The following is a 17,904-nucleotide window of genomic DNA, read 5'->3' on the forward strand; positions in this document are numbered from 1 at the left end:
GGACACCGGACCCATCCGGGGGATCTCGCGCCCGGGTGGCTCAAGCAGTCGCCACCGCGGTCCGATCAGGAAGAGAGGACAGCCGGGGGGTGAGGGTCGTGCAGCGAGAGCGGACGGACGGCGTCGCCGCCCTGCGCGTGCGCGTGCTGCGCGAGGCCGCCGTCGTCCTCGCACTGACCGTGTCCTTCGGCGTGGCGAGCGTCGTCTGGGACCTGCCGCAGCTGCTGACGGGGCCCTTGGACGACGCCGTCCTGATCCTGGCGTTCTCCCACCTGCTGATGATGGTCTTCGGCAAGCGGCGATCGGACGAGCTCAAGGCCGAGGCGGACTCCCGGCGGCTCGCCGAGGAGGAGCTGCGTCACCGCGCCCGGCACGACGCCCTGACCGGGCTGCTCAACAGGTCGGCGCTCGTCGAGGAGATCGACGCCGCGGTGGCCGCGGACGCGGAGGTCGCGGTCGTCCTCGTCGACCTCGACCGCTTCACGGAGGTCAACGGCACGCTCGGCCACCACGTCGGTGACGCGTTGCTGATGGCGGTCTCCGACCGCCTCTCCGACGGGTTCGGCAGCGACGCGGTCCTGGCGCGCCTCGGTGGCGACGAGTTCGCCGTCCTGCTGTCCGGCGCCGGGACACCGGAGGCTGAACTGGCGGCCGAACGCGCGCTGCAGTCCGTCCGGCGCCCCTTCCCCGTCGCGGGCCTCTCGCTGGAGATCGACGGCAGCTGCGGGGTGGCCGTCGGCGGCAGTACCGCCGCCGACCTGCTGCGGCACGCCGACATCGCCAAGCACGCCGCGAAGGCCGATCGCCTCGGGTTCGTCGTCTACCGCCCGGAGCTGGACGCGGGCGCTCCGGAGAAGCTCGCGCTCTTCGGAGACCTGCGACGGGCGATCCGGGACGGCGACCTGCTCGTGCACTACCAGCCCAAGGTCCGCGTCGAGGACGGCCGGGTGGTGGGCGTGGAGGCGCTGGTCCGCTGGGACCACCCCGACCGCGGCATGGTGCCCCCCGCGCTGTTCGTCCCGGTCGCCGAGCAGACCGGGCTGATCCGCCCGCTGACCGACGCCGTGCTGGACCGCGCCCTCGCTGACTGCGCGACGTGGCGCCGGCAGGGTCTGGACCTCACCGTCGCGGTCAACCTCTCGGCCCGGAGCCTGCTCGATCTCTCCCTCCCCGAGCGGGTGGCCGCGTCGCTGCGGACCCACGCGCTGCCCAGTTCGTGCCTCGAACTCGAGATCACCGAGAGCGCGGCCATGAAGGATCCGGGGCGCGCCCTCGAGATCCTGCACCGTCTGCGCGCTCTCGGCGTGCACCTGTCGGTCGACGACTACGGCACTGGGCACGCGTCCCTCGCCTACCTGACCCGCCTGCCGGTGGGCACGCTGAAGATCGACAGGTCCTTCGTGCAGACGATGGAACTGGACTCCAGCGACCGGGTCATCGTGCGCAGCACCATCGACCTGGCCCACGGCCTCGGGCTGCGGGTGGTAGCCGAGGGCGTGGAGACCCGCGCCACCTGGGCGGAGCTGGCTCAGCTCGGTTGCGACGAGGCGCAGGGCTTCTGGCTGGCGCGTCCCGGCCCCGGCGAGACGATCCCGGCCGGCGTGACCGAGCTCGAGCGGCGGTTGGCGTCCTCGGGGATCCCACCGGGCGGCCGCACCCGTGCCGCCCGCAGACTGATCCGGTGATCACCGCTCGCGTGCGCCCGGCCCCCTGATGGCACTGCTGGTGGCCGCCGACCCGGCCCGGCTGCTCGCCGCCCCGCTCACCTACGACGCCGTCGGCACCGCGTGCACGGGACGGGTGCCCGCGGGCTTCCGGGGCGCCCGGCACAGCGCCGTCGTCGGCTCGGGCCGGGCGGACTTCGAGCGGGCCGTGGCCGCGGTCTTCGACTGGCGGGCGCAGCGCGGCGCCGGACTGCGGGTGCGCGCCACCGGCCCGAGCAGAGCACCGGGCACGGTCGTCGTCCTCACCGCGGGCCTCCCCCGGCTCGGCTACGACATCCCCTGCCGGGTGGTGTGGGCGCGGACCGAGGGTGACGAGCGCGGCTTCGCCTACGGCACCCTGCCCGGCCATCCGGAGAGCGGCGAGGAGTGCTTCCTGGTCCGGCTGACACCGGCCGGGGACGTCGTCTACGAGATCCGGGTGTTCTTCCGGTTGGCCTCGCCCCTGGCCAGGTTGGGAGGCCCGGTCAGCCTGCTCGCCCAGCGCCTGGCCACCCACCGGTACGTGACGGCGATCCGGCGGGCCGTCCGCGGCTGACCCTGCCCCGTCCGCGACACGGTGCACCTCCGCCGTTCCGCTGGGTGGCAACGCGCCGGATGCAGCCGGGCGCCTCCGTCCGCCGCGTCGGCGGCGGCCCGTCGAAGGACGCACCTCACGAAGGTGTGCCGTCGAGGGAGCCGTCGGCACGCATCTTCGGAGGGACCCGTGGCAGAGAGGCCTGCAGACCGGGGCACCCGGCGCGCGCGACGCGGCGAGTCCGTCACTGCCCAGTGGCTGGCCCTGCCGGGGTGGCGGAAGCCGCTGGACACACTGCTCGCCCTGATCGTGACGGCGGCGGCAGCGTGGCTCGCCCTGATGGTCGTTCCCGCCGCGATGAACTCGGGCGCGGCCTCCGGCGTCGAGGCGGCCCGCGGCCACGGACCGGTGCACGATGCCGCCGGGCCGAGCCACCGGGCGACGACGGACCTGGGCGAGTGGATCGCCGGTCCGGTCGTCACCGGATCCGGTTCCCCGGCGCCTGGGACGACGCCGGCGCCTGCGGCGAGCGCCCCGACGCCCACCAGCGTCATCCGCCAGGCGGAGGCGAGCGCTCCGTCGCGGGCGGCGGCCGCACGCGCGACACCGGCACGGACGTCCCCGAGGACGACCGCCCCCTCACCGGCCCAGGCTGCTGCGGCTCCGACGACGACGTCGGCGCCGGCCGTCACCGAGGCGCCGGGCACGACCGCGGCACCCACCAGCGAGCCGACCACCACCGCATCGGCGACGACCAGCGCGGCGCCCACCAGCAGCGCGGCGCCCACCGGCAGCGCGGCGCCCACCAGCAGCGCGGCGCCCACCAGCAGCGCGGCGCCCACCAGCAGCGCGGCGCCCACCAGCAGCGCGGCGCCCACCAGCAGCGCGGCGCCCACCAGCAGCACGACCCCGACGACCAGCGCGACACCGACGACCAGCGCGACACCGACGACCAGTGCGACACCGACGGCCAGCGAATCGACCGCCACGGATACGACGGTGCCGTGACCGCCGCCTCCCCTCAGTCGTCGGCGCCTGCCGCCCGGCGCTCCTGCTCGATCAGCTCCTTGCTCCGCACCAGACGAGTCATGGTGACGACGAGCAGGCCACCGGCCATGTTGAACAGGACCGTGTACCAGAACCACGCCAGCCAGTCCCCGTAGCCGAACGGGGCACCGGCGTGCAGCGCGCCGAAGATCAGCAGCGAGTCCAGGATCGAGTGGAACAGCTGAAGTCCGGCCAGGAGGAAGCCGCCGATGACGGAGGCGATGATCTTCCCGCCCTCCGAGTGCGCGCCGTGCTGCATGCGGGTCATCAACGTGATGACGGCGCCCCCCAGGAAGGCCAGACAGACCGACTGCAGGTCCAGCGGTGCCTCGACGAAGTGCACCGCGGACTCGACGGCGGTGCTCGTCAGGTCGGGGAACCCCTGCACGACCAGCCACATGACCAGCCAGCCGCCGATCAGGTTCGCCACCAGCGTCCCGGCCCACAACTTGGCCAGTTGTGCCGTGTCCGCCCGGCCGGCGAACACCGCGGTGACCGGAACGAGGAACCCCTCGGTGAACAGCTCGCTGCGGCCGAGCATCAGGGCGATGAAACCGATGCTGAAGGCCAGCCCCGCCAGCAGTTCGCTGCCCGTCGCGGCGAGGACCGCCAGCAGAGCCAGCACGCCGACGGCTACCTCCAGCCCGCCCGCCAGTCCGGTGGCCAGCACTTCGTGCCACCGGCGGTGCAGGCGCTGCGCGCCCTCGCTGACGATCTTCTCGAACGCCTCGGCGATCTCGTCCTCCGCAGGCGCGTCGGTCTCGCCCAGCTCGGCACGCTTCCGGTCCTGCTCGTCCACTGCTCCTCCTCACCCATCGGACGCCGGGGCCGGAGGAAAGCGCCGATCGTCGCGCCCCGCCTACCCCCGGCCGGCTGGTTCCATCCACCGCAGCCGACCCGACGTCGCGCGGCATCGCCCCGGAGCACCCGGCGTGCTCGCCGGGAGGAAGGCCGACGCCGAGCTGGCCGCGGCGACGGTCGCCGCGCTCGGCATGTGCCGCGCCTGGGACCGCGCCCCCGGTGGGCGCCTCGATGGTGCCGCCGACGGTCTGATCGGTCGGCAAGGCTCGGAGCCGGGCCGCATCGCGGCCCCGGCCCCGGTTGCTCAGCGGCCCGGGGGCCGGTGGTACGAGCCGGGCCCCGACGCGGCCGGCGGGTAGGGACCGGGCCCCGGCGGCGGAGGCGTGTAGGACCTCGGCGGTGGTGGCGCCCCGTGGGAGCCCGGTGGCGGCGGCGCGTAGTAGCCGGCGTGCGGCGCAGGGGTCGGCTGGTCGTCGACGAACGGGATCGTGACGCTGTACTGCTGGTAGAGCTTCGCCCCGTCCTCCACCGTCAGGTGACCGAACCGGAGCAGGCTCGCCAGGCCCTCCAGCTCGGCGTTCGCGGCCTCGGCACTGGCCAGCCGTGCGACGTCCTCCTGGGACTTGCCGATGTTCGTCAGGACGGCGGCGGCGACCGAGACCAGCAGGGCGAGCAGGCACAGCACCTGCCAGACGGTCGCGTCGCTGGCCAGCCCGAGGACGTCCTGGACGGACTCGGCGAACGGCTGGCCGCCGAAAGCCGGCCCGGCCGTGAAGACGGCGGCCAGCGAGGTCAGCACGACCGTGACGGTGGCGCGCCGGCGGGTGCGCGGCCGGTGGTAGCGGAGGAACGCCTGCACCGACGCCCGGCGCGCGTCGATCCGCCACAGGAGGTCTCGACGGAGATCGCTGTCATCGGCCATGAGCCGTCTCCCACCCGCGGGTTGCGCCTGCCCGGAAGCGTAGCGGCGACAGCGACCGCCGAGGTGACTTCGCGGCGCGCGATGCCGACCCCGCCGGGTGACCGTCTCAGGCGGGTGTCCCGCTGGGGCCGAAGCGCTCCACCCGGACGTCGGCGGCGGGGTATCCCATCCCGACGAGCAGCTGGCTCGCCGCCTCCGCGAACGACGAGGAGCCGCAGACGTAGGCCGTCTGCCCGGGCTCCCACAACGGCACGAGGTCGGGAGCCGTCAGCCGCCCGGCCGTGCGGATGCCGCGCGCCTCGCGGGTGAGCACGACCAGCGCGCCGGCGTCCACGAGTTCCTCGGCGTAGGGCAGCTCGGCGAGGGTGCGGCTGGAGACCGCCACCCGCAGCAGGTCCAGCCGGCCCAGATCGCGGGCGTGCCGGATCATCGCGATGAACGGGACGACGCCGAAGCCGCCTGCGACCAGCAGCGCCGGCGTCTCGCCGTCCCAGACGAACCAGCCGCCGATCGGCCCGCGGACCTCCAGCTCGTCACCGGGCTCCACGACGTCGGCGAGGTAGGTGGACACCTCGCCGTCGTCCAGCCGCTCGACGAACAGCTCGACCAGCGGGTCGCCGGGGGCCGACGCCACCGAGTACGACCGCTGGGCGGTGTACCCGTCCTCGGCGGTCAGCCGGACGACGTAGTGCTGCCCGGGCATGTGGTCGATCCGGTCCGCGACGTCGAGGCGCAGCTCGACCGAACGCCGGAGAGGTCGGCGCACACCCGCGACCGTCGCCGTCCGCCAGCCTCCCCTGGGCGCGTCGGGGCCGGGTGATCCCAGCTCCTCAGTCACCCTGGTACCGCTGCTGCCGCCACGGGTCCCCGAGGTCGTGGTAGCCGTTCTGCTCCCAGAACCCCTGCTGGTCGCGCGCCAGGAGGGTCAGCTTGCTGATCCACTTGGCGCTCTTCCAGAAATACAGGTGCGGCACCAGCAGCCGGACCGGGCCGCCGTGCTCGATCGGCAACGGCTTGCCGTCGAACTCCCAGACCACCCAGGCCTGGCCGCCGGTCACGTGCTCCAGGGGCAGGTTGGTCGTGTAGCCGGTCTTTGACGTCGCCATGACGAAGTGCGCGTCAGCGGTGGGCCGGGCGGCTTCCAGCAGGGTGTCGACGCTGACGCCGGCGAAGGAGGTGTCGAACTTCGACCAGGTGGTGACGCAGTGGATGTCGCCGCGGTACTCCGACGGCGGCAACCGGTGCGCCTCGTCCCAGGTCCAGGTGGTCGGCGACTCGACCCTCCCGTCGACGGTGATGCTCCACGTCTCGGGGGCGATGCGCGGCGTGGGCTCGGCGGTCAGCACCGGCCAGTCGCTGCCCACGTCGTACTGGCCGGGTGGCAGCCGGGGGTCGCGTTGGCGGCGGCCGAGGAATCCTCTGGTCGGTCCGGGCACGGCGTCGTCCTCCCCATCCGAGGGACGCGGCAACCCACACCCCCGCCCGCGCAGCGCCTGACCCTAGACCTGAGCTGCGGTGAGGGCACCCTTACATGATCCGAGTCACCACGTGTTTACCTGGCCGCAAACTCGGCAGGGACCTAGCTTGTTCCTGTGGTGACAGTGACGCACGCGGGACGACGGACGCCGAAGGTCGCGAAGACCAACTCCGTCTTCAAGAAGGCCGTGATGGCGGTCAGCGGCATCATCATGGTGCTGTACCTGATCGCGCACGTGGTCGGGAACCTGAAGGCCTTCTCCGGGGCGGAGGCCTTCAACTCCTACTCCGGGTGGATCCGCACTGTCGGCAATCCGGCGTTGCCGGGCGCCACGGCGCTGTGGGCCATCCGGATCGTGCTTCTCGTCGCGGTCGTCGCGCACATCTGGGCGGCCGTCTCGCTGTGGCGGCAGGCCAAGCGGGCGCGCCCCGACGGCTACGTCACGAAGAAGTCGGTGGCCCAGAGCTACGCCTCACGAACCATGCGCTGGGGCGGCGTGATCGTGCTGGCCTTCATCATCTACCACATCCTCGACCTCACCACCGGCACGGTGAACGCGGAGGGCTTCGACAGCACGCCCTACGACCGGCTCGTCGCGAGCTTCTCCAACCCCTTCGTCACGGCCTTCTACGCGATCTCGGTGATCCTGCTGGGCATGCACCTGCGGCACGGCATCTGGAGCGCCACCCAGACCCTGGGGCAGAGCAACCGCCGCCGCGAGAAGACGGTCAGCCTGTTCGCCCTCGCGTTCTCGGTCGTCCTGACCCTCGGCTTCCTGCTGGTGCCGTTCTCCGTCCTCTTCGGGCTCATCGACTAAGGAGCTCCAGCGATGCCTCTCGAACTCTTCACCACCGGCGAGCCGATCGCCGACACGAAGGCCCCCGACGACGTCCCGATCGACGAGCGTTGGAGCGAGCGCCGCTTCCGTGGCCGCCTGGTCAACCCGGCCAACCGCCGCAAGATGACGATCATCGTCGTCGGCACCGGCCTGGCCGGGGGCTCGGCCGCCGCGACGCTGGGCGAGCAGGGCTACAAGGTCAAGTCGTTCTGGTACCAGGACAGCCCGCGCCGGGCGCACAGCGTCGCGGCGCAGGGCGGGATCAACGCGGCGAAGAACTACCGCAACGACGGCGACAGCGTGCACCGGCTGTTCTACGACACGGTCAAGGGCGGCGACTTCCGCTCCCGCGAGGACAACGTGCACCGGCTGGCCGAGGTCAGCGTCAACATCATCGACCAGTGCGTCGCCCAGGGTGTCCCGTTCGCCCGCGAGTACGGCGGCCTGCTCGACAACCGGTCCTTCGGTGGCGCCCAGGTGTCGCGCACCTTCTACGCCCGCGGCCAGACGGGGCAGCAGCTGCTCTACGGCGCCTACCAGGCCCTCGAGCGCCAGATCGCCGCCGGCAGCGTCGAGCAGCACGCGCGCACCGAGATGCTGGACCTGATCATCGTCGACGGCCGCGCCCGCGGGATCGTCGCCCGCGACCTGGTGACCGGCGAGATCAGCACCCACTTCGCCGACGCCGTCGTCCTGGCCACCGGGGGGTACGGCAACGTCTTCTACCTGTCCACGAACGCCAAGGGCTCCAACGCCACGGCGATCTGGCGGGCGCACAAGCGCGGCGCGTACATGGCCAACCCCTGCTACACGCAGATCCACCCGACCTGCATCCCGGTCAAGGGCGACTACCAGTCCAAGCTCACGCTGATGAGCGAGTCGCTGCGCAACGACGGCCGCGTGTGGGTGCCCAAGGAGCGCGGCGACGACCGCGACCCGCGGGAGATCCCCGAGGGCGAGCGCGACTACTACCTGGAACGCATCTACCCGGCGTTCGGCAACCTGGTGCCCCGCGACATCGCCTCGCGGCAGGCGAAGAACGTCTGCGACGAGGGCCGTGGCGTGGGCCCCGGCGGGCTCGGGGTGTACCTCGACTTCGGCGACGCCATGGACCGGCTCGGGCGCCCGGCGATCGAGGCCAAGTACGGCAACCTCTTCGACATGTACGCCCAGATCACGGGCGAGGATCCGTACGAGACGCCGATGCGGATCTACCCGGCGGTCCACTACACGATGGGCGGCCTGTGGGTCGACTACGACCTGCAGTCCACGATCCCCGGCATGTTCGTGATCGGTGAGGCGAACTTCTCCGACCACGGCGCGAACCGTCTCGGCGCATCCGCCTTGATGCAGGGGCTGGCGGACGGGTACTTCGTCCTGCCGGCCACCATCAGCGACTACCTCGCCGCCGGCCCGTTCGAGAAGGTCGACGACTCCCACCCGGCCGCCGTCGAGGCCCTCGAGGGCGTGCAGGCCCAGATGCAGAAGCTGCTCGACATCAACGGAACGCGCACCCCGGCGTCCTTCCACCGGGAGCTGGGCAAGCTGATGTGGGACCTCTGCGGCATGGAGCGGTCCGAGGAGAGCCTGCGCAAGGCGCTGGACCGGATCCCGGAGATCCGCCAGGAGTTCTGGACCAACCTCAAGGTCAGCGGCGACTGGCACTCCTTCAACCAGACCCTGGAGCACGCCGGCCGGGTCGCGGACTTCATCGAGCTCGCCGAGCTGATGTGCGTCGACGCCCTGCACCGCAACGAGAGCTGCGGCGGGCACTTCCGCGCGGAGAGCCAGACCCCCGAGGGCGAGGCGCTGCGCGACGACGAGAACTTCGCCTACGTCGCGGCGTGGGAGTGGACGCCGGAGGGCCAGTCCCCCGTTCTCCACAAGGAAGACCTCGAGTACGAGTACGTCCACCTCGCCCAGCGGAGCTACAAGTGACGGCCACACGTGAGGGCACCATGCAGTCCAGCGTCGGGAACCCCGCGGCCGGAAAGCGCGGCATGAACCTGACCCTGCGCATCTGGCGCCAGAAGGACCCGGCGGTCAAGGGCAAGATGGTGACCTACAAGGTCACCGACATCTCGCCCGACATGTCCTTCCTCGAGATGCTCGACGTGCTCAACGAGCAGCTGATCATGCAGGGCGACGACCCGGTCGCCTTCGACCACGACTGCCGCGAGGGCATCTGCGGCATGTGCGGCGTGATGATCAACGGCGAGGCGCACGGCCCGCAGCAGACGACCACGTGCCAGCTGCACATGCGCTCGTTCAAGGACGGCGACACGATCGACGTCGAGCCGTGGCGGGCCAGCGCCTTCCCGGTGATCAAGGACCTCGCCGTCGACCGGCGGGCGTTCGACCGGATCATCCAGGCCGGTGGTTACATCTCCGTGCCGACCGGGACCGCGCCGGACGCCCACGCCACACCGGTGCCGAAGAACGACTCCGACGCCGCGTTCGACGCCGCGACCTGCATCGGCTGCGGCGCCTGCGTGGCGGCCTGTCCCAATGCGTCGTCGATGCTGTTCACCGCCGCGAAGGTCACCCACCTCGGGCTGCTGCCGCAAGGCCAGCCCGAGCGCGACGACCGGGTGGTCAACATGGTCGCCCAGCAGGACCGGGAGGGCTTCGGCGGCTGCACCAACATCGGTGAGTGCTCAGCCGCCTGCCCCAAGGGCATCTCCATGGAGACGATCTCCCGGCTCAACCACGACCTGCTCGGCGCGCTGCGCGCGGGGGCCCGGCCCAAGAGCTGACGCACGACCGACCGCCGGAACGGGCGGGGATCCCTTCGGGGAATCCCCGCCCGTCGTCGCTTCTGCGCCCGGCCGCTGTCCCACCGCCCCGGGGCAGCCCACGGGATGTCCGGGGCCGCGACTCCCCCGCCGTCGACCCGGCCTCCCGCCGTTGAGTTCGGTATGTGAACCTAGAGCCATGACGGCTGAACTGACGACCGAGTCCACCCCGGAGTCGTGGGGCACCCCCCGCTCGCGGACGGTGGAGTGGCACGACCCGATGATCACCGCAGCCGGTGCCTTGCAGAGGACGGGTCTGGAGACCATGCAGGCCATCCGGGACGGTGTCCTGCCGCCTCCCCCGATCGCCATGCTGATGCAGATGGGCATCACCGGGCTCGAGGAGGGGCGGGTCGAGTTCACCTGCGAGGTCGACGAGTCGGTCTACAACCCCATCGGCGTCGTCCACGGCGGGCTGGTCTGCACCCTGCTCGACACCGTCGCCGGCTGCGCGGTGCATACGACGCTTGCCGCCGGGGTCGGCTACACCTCGATCGAGCTGAAGGTGAACTACCTGCGGGCCGTGCACGCGACGAGCGGGCCGCTCACCGCGATCGGCCGGGTGGTCAAGCCGGGACGGCGGGTGGCGTTCGCCGACGGCGAGGTGCTCGACGCCGCGGGCCGGACGGTGGCGACGGCGTCCAGTTCGCTGTTGGTGTTCGCGATCCCTGCAGCCTGAGAGGCGGGCGGCAGGTCAGGCGAGCGAGCGCACGGTGGCCGGCGGACGGTTCTGCAGCCACGACCACAGCTGCTCCGCCGGCAGCGGGCGGCTGAGGTGGTAGCCCTGGACGACGTCGCAGCCGAGGCCGGCCAGCGCGTCCACCGTGGCCTGGGCCTCCGCGCCCTCGGCGACCAGGGTGAGGTCGAGGGCGTGGGCCAGCTGCAGCGTCGAGGTGACGATCGACGCGGCGCGGGAGCTCCCGGTCATGGCCGCGACGAACACGCGGTCCAGCTTCAGCTCGGTGACCGGCAGCGCCGCCAGGTAGGCCAGGCTGGAGTAGCCGGTGCCGTAGTCGTCGATGGAGACACCGACGCCTGCCTCGCGCAGGCGGGACAGCACGCGGACGGCGCGCTCCCGGTCCTCCACGAGGATGCTCTCGGTGACCTCCAGGACGAGCGCGGCAGCGGGCACGCGATGCCGGCGCAGGGCCTCGGCCACCTCGTCGGGAAAGTCCTCGTCGACGAGGTTGGACGGACTGACGTTCACCGAGACGGTCAGGAGGCAGCCCTCGTCGGCCCATGCGCGGCACTGGGCGAGCGCCATGTCGACCACCGCGGAGGTGAGCCGGCTCATCAGCCCGGCCGACTCCGCCAGGTCGATGAACGCGTCGGGGAAGATCAACCCGCGCGTGGGGTGCTGCCAGCGCACCAGGGCCTCGACACCCTCCACCTCACCCGTGGCCAGGGCGAGTTTCGGCTGGTAGTGGAGCACGAGCTGGCCGCCGGTGATGCCGGTGCGCAGCTGCTCGACCGCCTCCAGGCGGTGGCGTCCGTGCCCGTCACGGGCGTCGTCGTAGGCCGCCACTCCGCCGGACGAGCCGCTGCGGCCGGCCTTCGCCGAGTACATCGCCAGGTCGGCGAGCTGGAGCAGCTCCTCGGCGGTGACCGAGTGCTCGGGCCCGATCGCCACGCCGACACTCGCGTCGATGGTCAGGCTCGTGCCGCCGACCCGGAACGGCTGCTGCAGCTGCGCGCGCAGGCGTGCTGCCAGCGTGACGGCGTCCGCGCCGACCAGGTCCGCGGCCAGCACGACGAACTCGTCGCCGCCGAGGCGGGCGAGGAAATCCTCGGCGCGCAACTCGCGGGTCAGCCGGGGCCCGACCTGCCGGAGCAGCGCGTCACCCACCGCGTGGCCGAGGGAGTCGTTGATCTCCTTGAACCGGTCGAGATCGAGGACGAGGACGGCGACGCCCGCGCCGGTGGCGAGCCGGTCGTCGGCGGCCTCCAGCGCCTCGAACACCGATCGCCGGTTCGGCAGCCCGGTCAGCTCGTCGGTCCGGGCCTGGCGCCGGCTGTCGGCCAGGGCGCGGACATCCCGGAAGGCCAGCGCGGTCCGGGCCAGCGCCGCGAGCACGGCTGCCACCGCGAGCCCGCCGGCCAGGACGCTGCCACTCTCGACGTAGCCGTGGAAGAGCATGGCCAGCGCCGCCAGCGTGCACAGAGCCGGCAGCACCAGGGCGCCCGTCCCCGTCAGGCGCTGAGCCCGCCCCCGCCGCGGCCGCTGGCACGCGGCCATCCCGAAGCAGAAGAAGGCCGCACCCCAGCCGAGGTCCAACGGTCCACCGTCGGCGTACGTCGACTGCAGCACCTGGATCGCATACACCGCGTCGGTCAATACGAAGATCACCAGGCCGGTCGTCAGCCACCACCAGGCCGCACCCGCTCCCCGGCCGATGACGGTCAGGGCTCCGGTGATCACGGTGAGCAGGACCAGGTCGGCGACGGGGTAGACCATGGAGACGGCGGCTGCCTCGTCGACGGCCGCACCCCGGAACGCTCCGACGAGTACGGCGACGCCGAACGCCGCCGCAGTCAGGGCGACGACCAGCCCGTCGAGCCACATGCTGGTGGTGAACCGGCGCACCCGCGCCCGCACCATCAGCACGAAGGTCAGGTACGCGAGCGGGTAGAAGCTCATCCATCCCACGTCCGCCCAGTTGGGACGCACGGCGCCGACCAGGCCGTCGTAGTGGAGGACGTGCGTCAGGCTGCCGGCCAGGTAGGCGGCCAGTGCCGCGGCGAAACTGCTCCAGGCGAGCCGTTCACGGCGGTAGAGGATGGCCCGGGCGGTCACCAGCCCCACGAGGCCGAGGATGAAGAGGTTGTTCGCATCGCCGTCCAGCACCGCCCGGTAGGCGGCCGACCTGGCGACCACCGGCAGGAAGGACACCAGGTACCCAGCAGCCAGCACGGCGCCCAGCACCTGCACGATCCGCAGCGGACGGTCGGCACCGCGCACCCGGGCATCCGTGCCCTGGGCGTCGCGGGGCCTCGTCCTGCGCATGGGGCTCCATCGGCCGGTCCGGGCCGGTTCTGCAGCACCTCGGTCGAGAAGTTCCGGCCGTCCCCTCGCACGGGGGAGCAACCCGGGGTTCCCGGCCCGTCCCCTTCCGTAGCCTGCCGCCGTGGCGAACTGGGACGACGTGGCGCGTAGCTGCCTCGCCCTGCCCGCCACCACCGAGGGCACCTCCCGGGGGTGGCGTCAGTGGCAGGTGCGGACCAGGGCCTTCGTGTGGGAGCGCCCGCTGGGCACGAAGGACGTCGCCGAACTCGGGGACGCCGCGCCCACCGGCCCGGTCGTCGCGGCGTACGTGCCCGACGAAGGGGCGAAGCGGGCACTGATCGCCGACGAGCCCGATGTCTACTTCACGACGTCCCACTTCGACGGCTACCCGATCGTGCTGTGCCGGCTGGACCGCCTCGACCGCCAGTCCCTCACCGAGCTCTCCGCCGAGGCCTGGGCCTGCCGGGCGCCGCGCCGGCTGGTGGCCGAGCACCTGCCCCCGGCGTGACCGAGTACTACGCGGGCACGATCCGGTCGATGACGTCGGCCGGCATCAGACCGGCCTTGCCGAACCGCCGGGCCGCCTCCAGGAACTGCGGCGCCGTGCCGGCGAGCTCGCACAGCATCTCGCGGGCGGCGTCCTCCCGACCGGCCAGGGCGGCGACCACGGCCCGCCACATCAGCTGGTCGGGCTCGGTGGCGGGATCCATCGGGCGCAGCAGCTCGAGCTCGCGGTCGGCGGTGACCGGGTCACCGTCGATCGCCTGCTGGAAGGCCCGGACGACGTCCTGGTAGCGGGCGCGGGTCACCAGCAGGTCGGCCAGCGCGGGAACCGGATCCTGCGAGTCGTCGACGCGCAGGTCCACGACCGCGTCGTGCCACGGCCGACCGGTCGTCGTCGCCCGGATCACCATGATCGCCGCGGACCGTCGTCCCCGGAAGTCGCCGCCCGCCTCCTCGGCGGCCTGCAACGCGCTGAGCAGTCGCTGCGCCAGCGGGCCGGCGGAGTTCTCGAACCGCTCGACCATCGACTCCCACACCGCAGGGCAGACGACCATGTTGGCCAGCGCGACGCACGTCTCCCCGACCAGGTGCCCGGCGGACTCCACGCAGCTGGTCCCGGTGTAGGCCGCCAGGTCGCCGTTGACGCCCAGCACCGCCACCTGCCGGCGCTCCGGCTGGGGGTCGACGCTGCTCAGCGCGGTCAGCACCTCCTGCGCGGTGAACCCGCCCCGGAGCAGGTCCAGGCCGACCGAGCCGTACATCGGCTCGGCCATCGACTGCGTGGCGATCACGCCGTGGCCGGGCAATGCGAACGGCACGCTGTTGCCGACCGCGAAGGCCTGCGACTGGGTGGCGACCCCCATCTCACCGGTGTCGGGGTCTCGGGCGACGATCGAGTAGGTCACGGCGCTCGCCTACCCGCACCCCGCTCGCCGTTACACGCCGTCAGCCGCCGAAGCCGGTCAGCGCCTCCGCGAGCAGGGTGACCGAGCGCAGCCGGGCCTCCGTCGTCGGGGCCTGGTGGGCGACGATCAGCTCGTCGGCGTCGGCGGTCTTCAGGAAGCCGTCGAGGTACTCCCCTACCTCGGCGCGGGTGCCGACGGCGGTGTGGGTGAGCATCGACTCCACGTGGGTGCCGGCGCCCTGGGCCAGCAGCTGGTCGGCCTGCTCGTCGCTGAGGGTCTGCCCGCGGCCGAAGAGCCCGATGGCGAGGTTGCGCTTGACGGCCTCGTGATTCGCGCGGGCTTCGTCGGTGGTGTCGGCCGCGATGACGTTCACCCCGGCGATGACGTAGGGCTCGGACAGCTGCTCCGAGGGCGTGAACTCACGCCGGTAGGCGGCGACGGCCGGCTCGAGCAGCTGCGGCGCGAAGTGCGAGGCGAAGGCGTAGGGCAGGCCGAGGGCGGCGGCCAGGGTGGCACCGAACATCGACGACCCGAGGATGTAGAGCGGGACGCTCGAGCCCTTGCCGGGGATGGCATCGACCCCGGGCACCCGCGTCTCGCCGGCGAGGTAGGCCTGCAGCTCCAGCACGTCCTGCGGGAACCGGTCGGCCGAGTTCGGGTTCCGGCGCAGTGCGTACATCGTGTTCTGGTCCGACCCCGGCGCGCGCCCCAGGCCGAGGTCGATCCGACCGGGGTACATGGCCTCGAGCGTGCCGAACTGCTCGGCGATGGTCAGCGGCGAGTGGTTCGGCAGCATCACGCCACCGGCCCCGAGCCGGATGGTCGTGGTGTGCGCACCCACGTGGGAGATCAGCACGCTGGTCGCCGACGACGCGATCGACGGCATGTTGTGGTGCTCGGCGTACCAGACGCGCCGGTAGCCGTGCTCCTCCGCGCGCTGGGCGAGAGCGACGCTGGCGGCGATGCTGCTGCTCGCGGTCTCACCGCGGGCGATGGGGGCCAGGTCGAGGACGGACACCGGGATGCGCATGGAGAAGCCCTTCACGTTGGTTGCCGGGTGCAACGCCGGGCCCGCGAGGAGCCTTCCCGCGCCGGTGCCCCGGGGTCGGGGACGGCAGCCGTCCCCGACCCCGGGGCTCCGGCGTCCTAGAAGTCCTCGTCGTCGAACGAGACCTGGCCGCTGACCCCCATCTGGTAGGCCGAGACCCGCCGCTCGAAGAAGTCGGACAGCTCCTGCACGCCCTGCAACTCCATGAAGGCGAACGGGTTCGCCGACCCGTACCGCGCCGGGATCCCGAGCAGCTCCAGCCCCGGTCGGCCACGTGCTCGAGGTAGGCGCGCATGTCCGGCACTCCCCCGCCCAGCAGGTCCTCGGCGAACCGGACCTCGCACTCGACGGCTTCGGCATACGCCCCAGACCAGCTGCGCGACCACCACATGTGGAGATGCCGACGGCGGCCTTGCCCTACATGTTCCGACGGCGTGTCGAGCAGGGCGCAGGTCAGCGGCTCTGCAACGCGTCCAGCGCGACGGCCATGGACGCCGCGAGCCGGAAGTCCACGCGCGGGTCGGGGACGGTGACCACGTAGCGGTCCCGGATGGCCTTCTTCCGCTCGCTGGTCAGCACCGGCTGGCCGGTCGCCGTGTCGACGAAGTCGAAGTGGAAGACGAAGGGCACCCAGATGTCCCCGACATAGGGGATGAGGTCCCAGATCCGGCGCAGGATCGCGATGACCGGACGGCGTTCCCGGCCGACGGCCTGCAGGCCGGGTGCGGACAGGTTCCAGGTGGAGCGCAGGAGGCTGGCCCCGAACTGCTTGCTGAAGGTGCCCAGGACGCTGCCGTACTCGTCGTAGACGTCGTGCTCGGCGTGCACGTCCAGCCGCTGCCGCGCCTTGAACGAGAACACCGGCCGGGTCTTGGACTCGTCGGCGTAGAAGATCACCTCCTCCTTGAGCTTCATCCGCTTCTGCTCGGCCAGGGCCATGAGCGGGCCCTCGCTGCCGTCGGGGTCGGCCGCACGGATCTCGTACCGGTTCACCATCACGGTGATCCGCTGCCTGACGAAGAACCGCGGTACCACCATGGGCGCCGGCTGGGGTGATCCGGAGGATGTGGTCACGGCTGGGCTCCCGTACTGGTCGGACGCGGCTGGAGGGAGGCCCATCCTGGCCCATGGGTGGCCGGCGGTGGATGTCGATCGTGTTGCAGGCGCCGCCGCGGCGGATCAGCCGTTCACCCGGTGGGAAGGCATCTCGGGGAACGACCACGAGCCACGGAGGAGCGACATGACCACCGACGACTTCGCCGGACGTCTGGTCCGGCTGTCCGAGACGGACCAGACGGTCGCCGATCCGGCCGCCGATGTCCGCGGGCGCCCGATGGTCGACAGGTCCGGGGAGGACGTCGGCCGGATCGAGGACCTGCTCATCGACGAGCAGGAGAAGAAGGTGCGCCTGCTGCGGGTCGGCTCCGGGGGATTCCTGGGCATCGGCAAGGACCACTTCCTCGTCCCGGTCGATGCGATCGAGTCCATCGACGAGGAGCGGGTCGTCGTGGGCCGGGACCGTGCCGGGCTGGCCGACGCACCGGCCTACGACCCCGAGCTGGCCGACGATCCCGTCTACTACGCGACGCTGTACGGCTGGTGGGGATACGGCCCCTACTGGACCGCCGGCTACGTCTATCCCCCGTTCCCGTACTACCGCTGAACGTGCCCGGCGACCTCTGCGCCATGGGTGCTCAGGGGCTGACCTCCACCAGGTCGAGGACGAAGGTGAGGGTGGCGCCACCCGGGATGGGGCCCTGTCCACGCTCCCCGTACCCCAGGTCGCTGGGGATGGTGACCAGCCGGCGTCCGCCGACCTTCATCCCCGCGATCGCCTGCTCGAAGCCGGGGATGACCCTGCCTTCGCCCACCGTGACCGGCAGCGTCTCGTCCGATCCGCGGCTCCAGGAGGAGTCGAATTCCTCCCCCGTCTCGTAGAACGCGCCGACGTACTTCAGTGCCACGGTGGAGCCCTCGGTGGCCTCGGCGCCCGTGCCGACCACGATGTCGCTGACGACCAGGCCGCACGGCGGCGGAGCGTCCGACGGCGGGACCTCGGGGGCGACGCCGAGGTCGGTGGAGATCCCGGCTGCCGGTTCGGCCGTCGACGGCCGGGTCTCGCACGCTGCCGCGCTCGCTTCCGTCGTGGTGCTCTCCTCGGTGGTGGACGTCTCCGGAGCCGACCGGGCCGCCTCGTCCTGACGGCCGTCGTCGCCGCAGGCGACGAGGGAGACGGTGACGGCGGCGGCGAGCACCGCACGCGCGGCAGTACGACGGATCATTCCGATTCTCCTCGGTGAGCGGATGCTCGTATCGGGGCCGGCG

General features: G+C 72.2%; 17 protein-coding genes. 8 read left to right on the plus strand and 9 right to left on the minus strand.

The features are described from left to right. Positions 1-98: 98 nt before the first annotated feature. Together FHU33_RS19990 and FHU33_RS19995 are read left to right on the plus strand one after the other, a co-directional pair. Positions 99-1,685, plus strand: a complete 1,587-nt coding sequence (locus FHU33_RS19990; RefSeq protein WP_142027376.1) for a putative bifunctional diguanylate cyclase/phosphodiesterase — start codon at positions 99-101, stop codon at positions 1,683-1,685. Positions 1,686-1,713: 28 nt separating this feature from the next. After that, complete coding sequence (locus FHU33_RS19995) at positions 1,714-2,259, plus strand: DUF1990 domain-containing protein (protein ID WP_142027377.1); 546 nt, start codon at positions 1,714-1,716, stop codon at positions 2,257-2,259. Between the two features lie 1,000 nt (positions 2,260-3,259). Here FHU33_RS19995 and FHU33_RS20005 read toward each other — a convergent pair. The 4 genes from FHU33_RS20005 to FHU33_RS20020 form a co-directional block, all read right to left on the minus strand. Next, entirely contained in the window at positions 3,260-4,084 is an 825-nt protein-coding gene (locus tag FHU33_RS20005) for a formate/nitrite transporter family protein (RefSeq protein WP_142027378.1), read from the minus strand. Between the two features lie 306 nt (positions 4,085-4,390). Beyond that, positions 4,391-5,008 carry a hypothetical protein gene (locus FHU33_RS20010; RefSeq protein ID WP_142027379.1) on the minus strand — a complete coding sequence of 206 codons (618 nt, stop codon included), beginning with the start codon at positions 5,006-5,008 and terminating at the stop codon, positions 4,391-4,393. Positions 5,009-5,114: 106 nt separating this feature from the next. Then, positions 5,115-5,774: an FAD-binding oxidoreductase gene (locus FHU33_RS20015; protein WP_246064025.1), complete on the minus strand. Its 660-nt coding sequence runs from the start codon at positions 5,772-5,774 to the stop codon at positions 5,115-5,117. Between the two features lie 64 nt (positions 5,775-5,838). After that, positions 5,839-6,444: a sulfite oxidase-like oxidoreductase gene (locus FHU33_RS20020; RefSeq protein ID WP_142027381.1), complete on the minus strand. Its 606-nt coding sequence runs from the start codon at positions 6,442-6,444 to the stop codon at positions 5,839-5,841. Between the two features lie 159 nt (positions 6,445-6,603). Here FHU33_RS20020 and FHU33_RS20025 point away from each other — a divergent pair, with 159 nt between their 5' ends. The 4 genes from FHU33_RS20025 (at position 6,604) to FHU33_RS20040 (ending at position 10,797) form a co-directional block, all read left to right on the plus strand. Beyond that, positions 6,604-7,302 (plus strand): succinate dehydrogenase cytochrome b subunit, encoded by a 699-nt coding sequence (locus tag FHU33_RS20025; RefSeq protein ID WP_246064026.1) that lies wholly within the window; start codon positions 6,604-6,606, stop codon positions 7,300-7,302. Between the two features lie 12 nt (positions 7,303-7,314). Continuing rightward, positions 7,315-9,261 (plus strand): fumarate reductase/succinate dehydrogenase flavoprotein subunit, encoded by a 1,947-nt coding sequence (locus FHU33_RS20030; protein WP_142027383.1) that lies wholly within the window; start codon positions 7,315-7,317, stop codon positions 9,259-9,261. After that, entirely contained in the window at positions 9,258-10,079 is an 822-nt protein-coding gene (locus tag FHU33_RS20035; RefSeq protein ID WP_246064028.1) for a succinate dehydrogenase/fumarate reductase iron-sulfur subunit, read from the plus strand. Before FHU33_RS20030 ends, FHU33_RS20035 begins: the two co-directional genes overlap by 4 nt. 178 nt (positions 10,080-10,257) lie before the next feature. After that, a complete protein-coding gene (locus FHU33_RS20040; protein ID WP_142027384.1) occupies positions 10,258-10,797 on the plus strand; it encodes a PaaI family thioesterase in 540 nt (179 codons plus the stop codon). A gap of 15 nt (positions 10,798-10,812) precedes the next feature. Here the strand turns inward: FHU33_RS20040 and FHU33_RS20045 are convergent, their stop codons facing one another. Beyond that, the gene (locus tag FHU33_RS20045) at positions 10,813-13,122 is read right to left on the minus strand and encodes a putative bifunctional diguanylate cyclase/phosphodiesterase (RefSeq protein ID WP_142027385.1); all 2,310 of its coding nucleotides are present in this window, start codon (positions 13,120-13,122) and stop codon (positions 10,813-10,815) included. Positions 13,123-13,243: 121 nt separating this feature from the next. Here FHU33_RS20045 and FHU33_RS20050 point away from each other — a divergent pair, with 121 nt between their 5' ends. Further along, complete coding sequence (locus FHU33_RS20050) at positions 13,244-13,630, plus strand: MmcQ/YjbR family DNA-binding protein (protein WP_142027386.1); 387 nt, start codon at positions 13,244-13,246, stop codon at positions 13,628-13,630. A 7-nt stretch (positions 13,631-13,637) separates the two neighbouring features. Here the strand turns inward: FHU33_RS20050 and FHU33_RS20055 are convergent, their stop codons facing one another. From FHU33_RS20055 to FHU33_RS20070, 3 genes are all read right to left on the minus strand, one after another. Beyond that, positions 13,638-14,531: a DUF1028 domain-containing protein gene (locus tag FHU33_RS20055; protein ID WP_142027387.1), complete on the minus strand. Its 894-nt coding sequence runs from the start codon at positions 14,529-14,531 to the stop codon at positions 13,638-13,640. A gap of 40 nt (positions 14,532-14,571) precedes the next feature. Further along, complete coding sequence (locus tag FHU33_RS20060) at positions 14,572-15,561, minus strand: LLM class flavin-dependent oxidoreductase (RefSeq protein ID WP_142027388.1); 990 nt, start codon at positions 15,559-15,561, stop codon at positions 14,572-14,574. A gap of 471 nt (positions 15,562-16,032) precedes the next feature. Next, complete coding sequence (locus FHU33_RS20070) at positions 16,033-16,653, minus strand: LURP-one-related family protein (protein WP_246064030.1); 621 nt, start codon at positions 16,651-16,653, stop codon at positions 16,033-16,035. Between the two features lie 166 nt (positions 16,654-16,819). Between FHU33_RS20070 and FHU33_RS20075 the strand changes: the two genes are divergently transcribed. Further along, a complete protein-coding gene (locus FHU33_RS20075; RefSeq protein ID WP_142027389.1) occupies positions 16,820-17,242 on the plus strand; it encodes a PRC-barrel domain-containing protein in 423 nt (140 codons plus the stop codon). 31 nt (positions 17,243-17,273) lie between these two features. Here FHU33_RS20075 and FHU33_RS20080 read toward each other — a convergent pair whose 3' ends face one another. Continuing rightward, a complete protein-coding gene (locus FHU33_RS20080) occupies positions 17,274-17,861 on the minus strand; it encodes an FKBP-type peptidyl-prolyl cis-trans isomerase (RefSeq protein WP_142027390.1) in 588 nt (195 codons plus the stop codon). Positions 17,862-17,904: the final 43 nt, after the last annotated feature.

The organism is Blastococcus colisei (assembly GCF_006717095.1).
Taxonomy (GTDB): domain Bacteria; phylum Actinomycetota; class Actinomycetes; order Mycobacteriales; family Geodermatophilaceae; genus Blastococcus_B; species Blastococcus_B colisei.

Coding starts and splice junctions, on each gene's coding strand:
- FHU33_RS19995 (WP_142027377.1), top strand. CDS start 1,714: ATGGCACTGCTGGTGGCCGCCGACCCGGCCCGGCTGCTCGCCGCCCCG.
- FHU33_RS20010 (WP_142027379.1), bottom strand. CDS start 5,008: ATGGCCGATGACAGCGATCTCCGTCGAGACCTCCTGTGGCGGATCGAC.
- FHU33_RS20030 (WP_142027383.1), top strand. CDS start 7,315: ATGCCTCTCGAACTCTTCACCACCGGCGAGCCGATCGCCGACACGAAG.
- FHU33_RS20040 (WP_142027384.1), top strand. CDS start 10,258: ATGACGGCTGAACTGACGACCGAGTCCACCCCGGAGTCGTGGGGCACC.
- FHU33_RS20045 (WP_142027385.1), bottom strand. CDS start 13,122: ATGCGCAGGACGAGGCCCCGCGACGCCCAGGGCACGGATGCCCGGGTG.
- FHU33_RS20060 (WP_142027388.1), bottom strand. CDS start 15,561: ATGCGCATCCCGGTGTCCGTCCTCGACCTGGCCCCCATCGCCCGCGGT.
- FHU33_RS20075 (WP_142027389.1), top strand. CDS start 16,820: ATGACCACCGACGACTTCGCCGGACGTCTGGTCCGGCTGTCCGAGACG.
- FHU33_RS20080 (WP_142027390.1), bottom strand. CDS start 17,861: ATGATCCGTCGTACTGCCGCGCGTGCGGTGCTCGCCGCCGCCGTCACC.